At 33.4% G+C, this 12,562-nt stretch carries 9 protein-coding genes and 1 riboswitch; all 9 genes read left to right on the forward strand.

Going from position 1 to position 12,562, the window contains the following annotated elements; all coding sequences use genetic code 11:
* The first annotated feature begins 307 nt into the window (after positions 1-307).
* Positions 308-3,154 (forward strand): TonB-dependent receptor plug domain-containing protein, encoded by a 2,847-nt coding sequence (locus FLP_RS09475; protein WP_065449280.1) that lies wholly within the window; start codon positions 308-310, stop codon positions 3,152-3,154.
* Positions 3,155-3,724: 570 nt separating this feature from the next.
* Positions 3,725-3,919: a hypothetical protein gene (locus tag FLP_RS09480; RefSeq protein WP_065449281.1), complete on the forward strand. Its 195-nt coding sequence runs from the start codon at positions 3,725-3,727 to the stop codon at positions 3,917-3,919.
* 143 nt (positions 3,920-4,062) lie between these two features.
* The gene (locus FLP_RS09485) at positions 4,063-5,367 is read left to right on the forward strand and encodes an O-acetylhomoserine aminocarboxypropyltransferase/cysteine synthase family protein (protein WP_065449282.1); all 1,305 of its coding nucleotides are present in this window, start codon (positions 4,063-4,065) and stop codon (positions 5,365-5,367) included.
* 163 nt (positions 5,368-5,530) lie between these two features.
* Complete coding sequence (locus FLP_RS09490) at positions 5,531-6,619, forward strand: homoserine dehydrogenase family protein (protein ID WP_065449283.1); 1,089 nt, start codon at positions 5,531-5,533, stop codon at positions 6,617-6,619.
* Positions 6,620-7,235: 616 nt separating this feature from the next.
* On the forward strand, positions 7,236-7,439 hold the full coding sequence (locus FLP_RS09495) for a hypothetical protein (RefSeq protein ID WP_065449284.1): 204 nt from the start codon (positions 7,236-7,238) through the stop codon (positions 7,437-7,439).
* Between the two features lie 188 nt (positions 7,440-7,627).
* A riboswitch (SAM riboswitch) is annotated at positions 7,628-7,736 on the forward strand.
* 77 nt (positions 7,737-7,813) lie between these two features.
* On the forward strand, positions 7,814-8,797 hold the full coding sequence (locus FLP_RS09500; RefSeq protein WP_243397519.1) for an alpha/beta fold hydrolase: 984 nt from the start codon (positions 7,814-7,816) through the stop codon (positions 8,795-8,797).
* 1 nt (position 8,798) lies between these two features.
* Positions 8,799-11,213, forward strand: a complete 2,415-nt coding sequence (gene thrA, locus FLP_RS09505; protein WP_065449286.1) for a bifunctional aspartate kinase/homoserine dehydrogenase I — start codon at positions 8,799-8,801, stop codon at positions 11,211-11,213.
* A gap of 54 nt (positions 11,214-11,267) precedes the next feature.
* The gene (locus FLP_RS09510; protein WP_123921659.1) at positions 11,268-11,963 is read left to right on the forward strand and encodes a hypothetical protein; all 696 of its coding nucleotides are present in this window, start codon (positions 11,268-11,270) and stop codon (positions 11,961-11,963) included.
* 33 nt (positions 11,964-11,996) lie between these two features.
* On the forward strand, positions 11,997-12,554 hold the full coding sequence (locus FLP_RS09515; protein ID WP_065449288.1) for a hypothetical protein: 558 nt from the start codon (positions 11,997-11,999) through the stop codon (positions 12,552-12,554).
* The last annotated feature ends 8 nt before the right edge of the window (positions 12,555-12,562 follow it).

Below are 12,562 nucleotides of genomic sequence, written 5' to 3' on the forward strand. Positions count from 1 at the left end.
TTTTTTATAGCATAAATTTAACAGTAATATACTAATTTGATAGGGTAATTGAAAATATTTCGGTTTTTGTTTGGCCGATAAAAAAATAGTTCGCAAATTTGCCTCACGAAAATTAAAAAAATGAAATTTACAGTTTGCAATATGATGTCTTGTAAGATGCCGGAGTTCTCCGCAGAGACGCTATTGTAATTTTTTTTCAAAAATATATATAGAAACCTCTGCAGATCGCAGAGGTTTTTTTTTGTCCAGATAAAAAATAACTGCAAATAATTTTTAAGCCAAAACCACTAAATTAATCTTAAAAGCAATGAAAAAAAATGTACTAATCGCTTTAGGTCTTCTCACGTTTTCAGGTGTTTATGCTCAGGAAAATAAAAAAGAACAGGATAGTCTGAAAAACAATGAATTATCTGAAGTAACAATAGTGGGATCGAGAAGTAAAAATCGGGTAAAAACTGATGTTCCTGTTCCTGTAGATGTTTTTAATATTTCAGACATTACAAAAGGTTCTCCGCAAACGAGTGTTACTCAGATCTTAAATTACGTTGCGCCTTCTTTTACCAGTAATGCGACTTCTACCGCAGATGCTACAGATCACGTCGATCCGGCGCAATTAAGAGGTTTAGGACCTGATCAGGTTTTGATATTGGTAAACGGTAAACGCAGGCACTCAAGCGCATTGGTAAACATAAACGGATCTCCGGGAAGAGGATCTGTTGGAACAGATTTAAATGCAATTCCGTCATTTGCTATTGAAAGAATCGAAGTTTTACGTGATGGTGCAGCCGCACAATACGGCTCAGATGCTATTGCTGGAGTTATTAATATTGTATTAAAAAAGAATGCTAATTTTATTTCGGGAGGTATTCAATATGGTACCAACTTATCTTCAGGATCTAATAATTTTAAAGGCGGAGCTGACGGACAAACCGTACAAGTAGATTTGAATTACGGAACCTCTTTAGGTAAAGAAGGAAGTTTTCTGAATGTTACCGGAACTGCGGTAACAAGACAGGCCACAAGCAGAGCCGGAATTAGAAACGGTCCTATTTTTAATGCTTACAATGCTGTAGAAAACAGAGCAGCTCAAAATGGTGTTGCTATCAATTCATTGTTTAGCAATATTAATAATACTTCAAATTCAGCGCAAATTATTAGCTCATTACAGCAATATGCACCACAAGTAAGTTATTTTACACCGGCGCAGCAAACTGCAATTTCTTCGGCAACAACATTGGCTCAAATGCAGACGGCTTTGAATTTTGATGTTACTAATAATGAAATTGCTTACAGAGGTCAGGAAAGAAGTGATTATAATATGAGTGTTGGTCAGTCAGAACTGGCTTCTGGACAACTATATTATAATACAAAATATCCATTATCTGATATTACATCTTTGTATTCTTTTGGTGGAGTTTCGTATAGAAATGGTCAATCTTATGCTTTCAACAGATTACCAAACGGTGCCAATACTTTCACGCAAGTGTATGAAAACGGATTTTTACCAGAAATAGAATCATCTATATTAGATGCTTCGGCGGCACTTGGAGTTACTACCAATATATTAGGTTTTGATACTGATTTAAGTACTAACTTGGGCTCAAACTCTTTTCAATATGATGTAAACAATACCATCAATGCAACTTTAGGAGTAAATTCTCCTTCTAGTTTTGATGCTGGTAAAGTTTCATTTTTGCAAAGCACAACCAATTTAGATTTCAGTAAAAAGCTTGATGTTTTAGAAGGACTGAATGTTGCTTTTGGTGGAGAGTTCAGATATGAAAATTATCAGATTAAAGCAGGAGAAGAAGCTTCTTATGGATTGTATGATATAAACGGAAACATAGTTCCTGGAATTTTGCCAAGTAACTCACCATTAATAGTAACAGACTTTTTTGGTAACAAGCGTGGCGCAGGAGCACAGGGATTTTCAGGTTTTCAACCATCTGATGCTAAAGAAAAAGACAGAAAAAGTGGTGCTGCTTATCTTGATTTAGAATTGAATGCGACTAAAAGCTGGCTTTTGAACGGAGCAGTTCGTTATGAAAATTATTCTGATTTTGGAAGCACGGTTATTTTTAAAGTAGCTTCTCTTTTGAAAATAAACGATAATATCAACTGGAGAATTTCGGGTCAAACCGGTTTTAGAGCGCCATCATTACAGCAAAAATATTTTGAATCAAGTTCTACTCAGTTCATAAATGGAGCACCTTACCAGGTAGGTTATTTTACAAACGATTCTCAGGCGGCTAAAAGCATTGGGGTTGAAAGCCTAAAACCTGAAAAATCTAAAAGTATTAGTACAGGATTTACATTTAAAATTCCTGAAGCAAACATTACGATTGCAACAGATGCCTATTTTACAAGAATCGACGACAGAGTCGTGCTAACGGGACAATATTCAAGACCAACAGATGCTCAGATAAATGCAGCTACATCTGCTACACAAAAAGATGCATTGACATTGTTTCAGCAAGCATTTGATTTAAAAGGTGTTGAAAGAGCTTCGTTCTGGACCAACGGAATCGATTCTGAAACAAAAGGTATAGATGTAGTGATTTCTCAAAAATACGATGTAATTCAGGATTTTACCATCAGAAATGATTTTGCATTAAGTTACAATACCACCAAAAGAGTAGGGAAGTTAAATGTTCCTCAATCTATTATTGATGCCGGTGGGGATCCTTATGTGTATTCATTTTTCCCGGAATCGAGCAGAGTTTATTTAGAAGAAGCGATTCCTAAACTAAAAGCGAATTTGATGACGACATTCAGCATCAAAAAGCTGGATATTTATTTAAGAAACAGTTATTTCGGAAAAGTGACTGATCCGGGAGCGACAGATGTAAATTTGGACGGATCATCATCAGTTTACGAGCATCCGGAATACAGCGCAAAAATTGTTACCGATTTATCTTTAGGATATCAAATCAATGAGAAATTCAGATTTACAATTGGTCTTAATAATATAGGAGATGTTTATCCGGACAGAAACAATCCTTCAACTCCGGCATTTACCAATACAACGCCAACATTATCTCCTGCGCCAAGTACAGATTTGACGAATGCAAATCAGTTTGCTTATTCAAGAGCGGTATCACAATTTGGATTGAACGGAAGATTTGGTTTTGCCAGATTAAGTTTTAAGTTCTAAAAATAAAAGATTGGCCCACGGGTTTTACGGATTTGAGCGGGTTTACGCGGATTTTTTTTGTAATCATTTAAACTGTGGCTTAACTTTTTTTATTTTGGCTTCAATTAAACATGCCACAGATTAAAAGATTTTCACAGATTTTTTTGATCGTTTTAATCATTCAATCTGTGGCTAAATTTTTGAGACAATAGAAGAGGATAAAAAGAATCTGTGTAAACCCGCTCAAATCCGTAAAACCCGTGGGCTAATCTATAAAGAGAAGACCTGTATTCTCAGGGATTGTTAAAAAATGTATTAATTATCAATTTTTAATTTGGTAGATCTAATAATACTTTATATATTTACTCTATCAAATTAGTCGAATTTTAAAAAGCATTAATTTAAAATAATATAAAATGAAAACAATAGCGAATAATATGATGATATGTTGTGAGATGATGCAAATGTGCATCCCAATTCGTTGTTGCCAAAAGTGAAAGATAAAATCTTTGTTATAGTTAGAACTATAAGCCCTTTTGGTAGCCATCCGAAAGGGCTTTTTTTTATTTCAACTTTTTTAAATTTTATATTATGAAAACATTAAACTCAATCGCAATAGAATATTTGTTGAGAAACGATTCTCAAAAAAACAATAATAAATCCGAAGACCTAACTAAGGAAGTTACAAGACTAAATGCAGAGCAGGAGGTAATAAGAAGTCAAAAATCATTACTGCTCTTAATGTATAATCTCGAAGAAGAAGGAGAAGACTTTTTTATACAATAAGTAACAATATCAATAACAATATCAATAACAATATCAATTTCAAAAATCAATTTTAATTGCGATTTCACGTAAAGATTACCATCAAAAATCAATTTCACATAACAATATATAATAGTATTCACAATACCTAAAAAACTAAGATCATGAGCACACAAAAATTTGCAACAAACGCACTACACGCAGGACACGATGTTACTAAAAATGCAGGAACAAGAGCAGTGCCTATTTACCAGACATCATCTTATGTATTTAACGATTCAGATCACGCTGCCAATTTATTTGGTCTTGCCGAAGCCGGATTTATTTACACGAGATTAAATAACCCGACAAACGATATTTTAGAGCAACGACTGGCTGCACTCGAAGGCGGAATTGGAGCTGTAGTGACAGCATCTGGAGCATCGGCAATTTCTACAACATTATTGACTTTGCTAAAAGCGGGAGATCATATTGTGGCTTCGAATAGTTTATACGGCGGAACTTATAATTTGCTAAATGTAACTTTACCTCGTTTAGGCATTACAACGACTTTTGTAGATCCTTCTCAACCTGAAAATTTTACAAAAGCAGCTAAAGAAAACACAAGAGCCTTTTTTGTAGAATCTTTAGGGAATCCAAAATTAGATGTATTAGACCTGAAAGGAATTTCGGCGGAAGCCAAAAACTTCAAAGTGCCTTTTATTGTAGACAATACGGTTGCTACACCTTATTTATTGAATCCAATTCAGTACGGAGCAGATATCGTAATTCACTCTTTAACCAAATATATTTCAGGAAACGGAACTTCATTAGGAGGCGTTATTATAGATGCAGGAAAATTTGACTGGTCGAACGGAAAATTCCCTGAGTTTACAGAGCCTTCTGCAGGATATCACGGATTAGTGTATCATGAAGCGTTAGGAAATGCAGCTTTTATAGCAAAAGCCAGAATCGAAGGTTTGCGTGATTTTGGAGCAGCTTTGAGTCCATTTAATGCTTTTCAGATCATTCAGGGATTAGAAACTTTACCAATCCGAATCCAGAAACATAGCGAAAACGCTTTGGCTCTGGCCTCATGGTTAGAAAAACAAGATGAGGTAGTTTGGGTAAATTATCCAGGTCTTAAAAACAATAAATATTATGATTTAGCACAACAATATTTGCCAAAAGGACAAAGTGGCGTGATCACTTTTGGACTAAAAGGTGGTTTTGATGCCGCTAAAAAAGTGGTAGATCAAACTAAGTTGTTCTCGCTTTTGGCCAATATTGGTGATACAAAATCATTAATTATTCATCCGGCAAGTACAACGCACCAACAATTGTCTGATGCAGACCAACTGGAAACAGGAGTTTCAAAAGATTTAGTTCGACTTTCTGTCGGAATTGAAGATATCGAGGATTTAATAGCTGATTTGCAAGCTGCTTTCGCCAGCATTACCCAATCGCAATATAGTATTAATAAAAATTAGGTTTTTTTGTTTTTTGTTTGAAAAATTGCCTTTAGCAGCGTGAGTTCTGCTAGAGGTGATTTTTTATAGAAGAAATTCAACATAAAGATTTCACCATATATGTAGAGGCGCACAGCAGTGCGTCTATCTCATATGGGTTAATTAACCCCAAAAAATTAAAATTATGTCAAAGCTTAAAATAAATATCATCCTTTTTGGAATTGGAAATATAGGAAGTACTTTGATCAATCAAATTATCGAAAGTCAGGAGTTTTTTCTCGAAAGTAAAAATATTGATTTTCATTTTCCAATTATAACCAATTCAACAGTAGCGTTTTTCGAGAAAGAAGGCGTTGGATATGCCTGGGAAACCAATTTCTTAGAATTGGCCGTTCCGTTTAAAGTGCAGGATATTATTGAATTTGCCAAAGAAAACGAATTTGAGAACTTAATAGCCGTTGATGCAACAGCGAGCGACGAGCTCATTCATCACTATAATACTTTGATTGAGAATGGTTTTAACATTGTAGCGGTAAATAAAAAAGCCAATACACTGCCAATTGATTTGTATAAAGGAATCAGGGAGAATCTTAAAAAATACGACAAAGAATTTTTGTACGAAACATCAGTAGACACAGGTTTTCCGGTATTACAAACCTTAAGAGATTTGTATTCTTCAGGCGAGAAAATTACTAAGATACGAGGTGTTTTCTCAGATAATCTGAGTTATGTTTTTAATAGGTTTGCGACAGAAGATAGTTCTTTTTCATCTCTGCTCAAAGATGCAAGTTTATTGGGTTTAATGCGGTCAACCTTTAAGGAAGATTTGTCAGGAAATGATACAGCAAGGAAGTTATTGATTTTGACAAGGGAAATTGGAAAAGATTTTGATTTCTCTGATATAAAAATTAATTCGCTTATTACAGAAGAACATCTGGAGAAAAACGGCATTCTTAATAAAGAAGCGATCGACAAATCATTTAAAATTGCAAAAATTGCCCAGGCAGACAATCATGTGCTAAGATACGTAGGAGAATTTGATTTAGAGAAAAATACATTAGAAGTAAAAATAGTTTCAGAACCAGTCTGGTCTGCCATAGGACAGCTAAAAGGCTCAGATACTATTTTTGAAATTTATACACAATCGTATGCGGATGTTCCAATAGCAATTCAAAGCGCTTCGGCATGTAAGCAGGCTATATCAAGAGGTATAATAACTGACATTTTAAAAGTGGCCGAAAAAATTAAAAATAAAGAAGCAGTTTGGCTGTAAGTGGTTTCGAATAGTAGTTAGTTGGTCTTTGATATAATGAAACAGGAAAGTTCGTGATGTGTTTTTTTTGTAAGTTTTAACGTTCTTTTTTTGAGATCTTTAATTTGTAGGATGTTTTTTAACGTTAAAAAGATGTTTTTTGACGTTTTTTACGATTAATTTGCTGATCCTCACTTGCATAATTGAAAAAATATTCGCACATTTGTAATACCTCAAAATTACCAGTAAAATAAACTTAGTATTCTGAATATAGTTATGTCGATCGGGACAAAAGTTGAAACAACTTTCTTTCTTAATTGATTTTAAAAAAAAGATAAAAGTTAAAATATTTGGCAGTTTCCGGGAAGCTTATTAAAATAAAACAAATGCAAGAATTTTTTAAAATAGCAAGTAAATCCAAGATGAATAAATCCCTACAGATGAACAAGATGTTTAACGTCGCACGTATTTGTGTACGCGTCTGTTGATACTAAAAGTATATATAAGTTGTATAAAACTTAAACCCTTTTGGTATTGTGATCCAAAAGGGTTTTTTTTATTCCATTTGGTTGCCATAACAAAAAATTAAATAAACAATAAAGATTATAAAACGCAAACTAACATAAACTTAAATATCATGAGCAAATTAAACTACATAATAAAAACGTTTTCTACATTGAAAAACTTAAGAGCTAAAAGAAACAATCCGCCACCACCAACAAATGAATTGGTACACCCAAGATTTGGAATCACGGAGGCAGATAAAGTAGCGGAAAAAAAAGAACCAAATTCATTATTATTTTTGATGTATTCAAAAGAGAATGAAACACTTTTTATCTAAATCAAAAAGTATCATAAAATAGGGGAATACCTGCTTAATTTTACTGGGCTAATTGTTCGGTAATTTTTTGCGTACAATAGTTTTTGTTTGAATTATGTTTAAGAAATTAAGCAATCAGTTTCGATAAAATTTGTTAGTTTAAGAAATAAGTAGTTAATTTGCACCTTTAAGTTCAAAAACGTATTGAAATGTTATAAAGAAAGGACGAGGGATTAGACCCGATGAATCCTTAGCAACCCTTCGTTAAATCGAAGAAGGTGCTGCATTCTACCACGCCCAAACGTGGAAAGATAACAACAAGAATTTTCTAGTTTCACTCTAGTACTTTCTTTCTAATATTTCCACATACAAATCAATAATAAAAAGATTTGAAATTGGAAAATATACCAAGTCCCATTATAATTCAAAATTTCATCACCGAGAGTGGTGCAGCATATCCATTATTACCATTGAGTTTTGCACTTTTTGGTTTGCCATTGCATAGCGCGCCTATAGTTTTGGTCAATCACGCTTTGACCGGAAATGCTCAGGTTACTGGCGAAAATGGTTGGTGGAATGATTTAATTGGCGAAGAAAAAACAATAGATACCCACAAATATACCGTATTGGCATTCGACGTTCCCGGAAACGGAAACGATTCGTTTATAATAGAAAATTATAAGGATTTCACCACAAGAGATATTGCCAGAATTTTTATTAAAGGCTTAGAGGCATTAAATATCTTGCAATTACACACCATTATTGGAGGATCTGTTGGCGGAGGAATTGCCTGGGAAATCCTGGCATTAGAACCTAATATTACGCAGAACTTAATCCCAATTGCAACCGACTGGAAATCGACCGACTGGATGATTGCCAATTGTTATTTGCAAGAGCAAATCCTGAACAATTCTTCAAGACCTATCGAAGATGCCAGAATACATGCCATGCTGTGTTACCGCTCTCCTGAATCATTCAAGGAAAAATTTCAACGTACGATCAACAACGAGCAGCTAATTTTTAATATCGAAAGCTGGTTGGCGCATCACGGTGAAAAATTACAAAAGAGATACCAATTGTCATCTTATAAACTGATGAACCAATTGCTCAAAACCATAGATATTACCAGAAATAGTGATGATTTCGAAACTTTAATGTCGAGAACAAATGCAGCGATTCATATTATCGGAATCAACTCTGATTTATTTTTTACACCAAAAGAAAATCGCGAAACTTTTCAGGAATTAAAGAAGTTCAAAGACAATGTTTTTTACAGCGAAATAGATTCGGTTCACGGACATGACGCTTTTTTAATCGAGTACAAACAATTAGATCATTTACTTGCCGATATTTTTAAGGCAGAAACAATAGAAAAATAAAATGAAAATATTAAAATTTGGAGGTAAATCGTTATCAAACGGAGAAGGACTTAACAAGGTAGTTTCAATCATTTCTGATAAAGTAAATCAAGGAGAACAAATTGCAGTCGTAGTTTCTGCCCGCGGAAATGCTACAGATGAATTAGAATATATTTTAAAACTTGCTTCCAAAAACGGCAATTACAAACCATTATTTGAGAACTTTAAAACCTACCAGGTTTCAGATTATCCTCAGGTAGACTTGTCTGAAGAGTTTACTATTTTAGAAAAACTTTTTGAAGGTGTAAGCTTAATTGGCGATTACAGCAATAAAATAAAAGATCAGATTTTATCGAAAGGAGAATTGCTTTCGGCTAAATTATTGACGGCAATTTTAAAAGAGAAAGGAATTCCGGCAAACTTTGTCGATTCACGTGAATTACTGAAAACCGACTCTAAATTTGGTGATGCACAGCCATTAGAACAGCTTTCTAAAAAAAATGTTGTCAATTATTTTAAAGAACACAATGGTTCAACGGTAAATATCGTAACTGGTTTCATTGGTTCAAACAATAATAATGACACCACAACTTTAGGAAGAAACGGAAGCAATTATACCGCATCTTTAATCGCTAATTACTTAAATGCCGAAGAGTTACAAAACTTCACGCACGTTGACGGAATTTATACAGCAAATCCTGATTTGGTGGCTGATGCTAAAAAAATTGAATTTCTTTCGTTTAATGAAGCGAACGAATTAGCGAACTTTGGCGCAACAATCCTGCATGCCAAAACGATAATCCCTTTATTAGAAAAAAATATTCCACTTCGTATTTTAAATACATTCAATCACGAAAATCGCGGCACATTAATTACTTCAGATTCGGCTAAAGAAGGAATCAAGACACTTTCGGTTTTAGAAAATTTATCATTGGTAAATCTTGAAGGACGCGGATTATTAGGAAAAGCAGGGGTTGATGCCCGTATTTTTAAAGTAATGGGCGATCACAATATTAGTGTAAGTATCATTTCTCAAGGATCTTCAGAAAGAGGAATTGGGTTGGTTGTAGCTACAGATAAAGCAACAACAGCGATGATCGAATTGGAAAAAGAATTCGAAAATGATTTTTATTCTAAAGATGTAAACCAAATTACAGTTACCGACAATGTTTCGGTTATTTCGATTATTGGTCAGGATTTGAGTACTTTTCATAAGCCTTACACTGCTTTAATCAAAAATAAAATAGTTCCAATTTTGTTTAACAACACCGTTACGGGTAAAAACGTGAGTTTGGTGGTTAAAAAATCAGAACTTAATAAAGCGTTGAACGTAATTCACGGAGAGATTTTTGGAGTTTCAAAGAAAATCAACATTGCCATTTTTGGTCACGGATTAGTTGGCGGAACTTTAATCAATCAAATATTAGAATCGGCTGCAGCCATCGAAAAACGTAAAGATATCAAGTTGAATGTTTTTGCAATTGCCAATTCTAAGAAATTACTTTTAAACAAAAATGGAGTAACTTCAAACTGGAAGAATGACATTGCAAAAGACGGTCTTGATTATACCATCAATGATGTAATTGCTTACGCGAACCAACATCATTTAGAAAACTTAATTGCGATTGATAATACGGCAAGCGCGACTTTCGTAGAAAATTATATTTCGTTGATCGAGAGCAGTTTCGACTTGATTTCATCTAATAAAGTGGCCAATACACTAAGCTATGGTTTTTATAAAGAACTAAGAAAATCTTTAACAGAAAACCAAAAAAACTATTTGTACGAAACCAATGTTGGTGCCGGATTGCCATTAATTGATACTATAAAATTATTGCATCTTTCGGGTGAAAATATCACAAAAATAAAAGGCGTTTTCTCAGGAACGTTAAGTTATTTATTCAATAATTTTTCTGCGAAAGACGCTCCTTTTAGTGAAATTCTAAAAGAAGCAATTGATAACGGATATACAGAACCGGACCCGCGTGAAGATTTATGCGGTAATGATGTGGGAAGAAAATTATTGATTTTGGCCAGAGAACTGGATTTACAAAATGAGTTCGAAGAAATCTCAATTCAGAATTTAATTCCGGAACATTTGCGTGAAGGAAATGTGTCTGATTTCTTAACCAAGCTAAAAGAATTCGACCCAATTTACGAGAAAATAAAAGCCGATCAAAAAACCAATCACGTACTAAGATACATTGGCGAATTGTCTGGAGATTTACAAAATGATAAAGGAATTCTGGAAGTAAAATTAGTTTCGGTACCATCTGATACTGCTTTGGGCGGATTAAAAGGATCTGATTCTTTCTTCGAAATATATACAGAATCTTACGGAGATCGTCCAATTGTAATTCAGGGAGCCGGTGCAGGTTCTGCAGTAACAGCAAGAGGCGTTTTTGGAGATATTTTAAGATTGTCGGATAAAGGGTAAAAAAGAATTTTAAATTTGTTAAGAATACTAAAAAAAACAAATAAACAAAATAACATGAAAAAAATTATTATCCTTTTTTGTCTAATCTCTATGAGTATGCAGGCTAAATATTATAAAGCTACACTTACTCTGGAAAATGGAGAAACAAAGAATGGTTTTGCCGAAATGGTTGAAATCAATGATTCGAAAGTAAAATTTAGGCTGACAGAAAAAGGTGATACTGAAAAGATTTTAAGTCAAGAAATAAAAAAAATTGAATATACAGATAAAGACGAAAATTCATTTATAGCCGAAAGATTATTTATACATACCAATAAAGGTGAAAAAGGGATAAAAGAAGGCACAAAAAAATACTGGTTATACGTTGCTTATTCTAACGGAATAAAATTAGCAGTGGATGCTGTTCGATCTACAATGCGATTCAATGCTATAAACGGAACAACGACAGGTTCTAGCGGAGGAACAGTACTTTATATGGGGAAAGAAAAAGCAGATGGTGTTTTTTTTATTTTCTATTTATCTGATATGATGTCTATTAATGTTGGGATGGATAAAGCCGTTAGAAATCATTGTGAATTATTGTTTAAAGAATGCCCTAAATTTTTAGAAGCAGTAAATGCCGAAAACTTTAAGAAACCGACATTGTTAAACAGACTTATAGAATTGTATGAGACAAATGATTGTAATAAACCTGTAGTAACAGCAAAAGCAGAGGTGAAGAAAAAAAGTAGTCCGAAAAAGAAAAAATAAAATCTTAACTAACTATTTTTTAGACAAAAAAAAATGAAAAATATACTAATCTTACTATTGTTCTCCAATATTCTAACAGCACAAATTTCAAATGTCATTAGAAATAAAGATAGTTATACACAGGAAGTTTTTCCGTATAAGGGCGTTAGAGCAATCCAGGTAGATGAAGTAAGTTCTCCAGGAAATGAGGATAATGTATTTATTTTTTCGAAGATTGAAAAAAATGCCAATCCTGATAAAATGTATTTTCAAAGATTTACAAAAGTCAATAGTAAATGGATCGTAAAATCTATTCTTGAAGTAAATCATAACGGAATTATTTCGGCCTGGGGAAGCAGAAAAGCTTTTGGAGATTATAATAAAGATAAAAGTGTTGATGCACTTTTTATTTACGGACTTTATGATGCTGATTTTAAACAACAATCTGTTCATTTAGTGTTTTCGCAAAAAGATCAATTTTACACCATTGAATCCAGTGTTTCTGATGATTTTAAAACAGATAAATTATCTCCTAATTTTAAATCTTTAGATGCAGAATCTAAAAAACAGGTTTTAGAATATTGGGAGAAATTAGATAAAAAAGACAAATAACTTACGAA

Source organism: Flavobacterium piscis (genome assembly GCF_001686925.1).
Lineage (GTDB): Bacteria > Bacteroidota > Bacteroidia > Flavobacteriales > Flavobacteriaceae > Flavobacterium > Flavobacterium piscis.

What these genes read in the sequence shown, in the direction of transcription:
- FLP_RS09475 (WP_065449280.1), top strand. Translation starts at nt 308, where the DNA reads ATGAAAAAAAATGTACTAATCGCTTTAGGTCTTCTCACGTTTTCAGGT.
- FLP_RS09480 (WP_065449281.1), top strand. Translation starts at nt 3,725, where the DNA reads ATGAAAACATTAAACTCAATCGCAATAGAATATTTGTTGAGAAACGAT.
- FLP_RS09485 (WP_065449282.1), top strand. Translation starts at nt 4,063, where the DNA reads ATGAGCACACAAAAATTTGCAACAAACGCACTACACGCAGGACACGAT.
- FLP_RS09490 (WP_065449283.1), top strand. Translation starts at nt 5,531, where the DNA reads ATGTCAAAGCTTAAAATAAATATCATCCTTTTTGGAATTGGAAATATA.
- FLP_RS09495 (WP_065449284.1), top strand. Translation starts at nt 7,236, where the DNA reads ATGAGCAAATTAAACTACATAATAAAAACGTTTTCTACATTGAAAAAC.
- thrA (WP_065449286.1), top strand. Translation starts at nt 8,799, where the DNA reads ATGAAAATATTAAAATTTGGAGGTAAATCGTTATCAAACGGAGAAGGA.
- FLP_RS09510 (WP_123921659.1), top strand. Translation starts at nt 11,268, where the DNA reads ATGAAAAAAATTATTATCCTTTTTTGTCTAATCTCTATGAGTATGCAG.
- FLP_RS09515 (WP_065449288.1), top strand. Translation starts at nt 11,997, where the DNA reads ATGAAAAATATACTAATCTTACTATTGTTCTCCAATATTCTAACAGCA.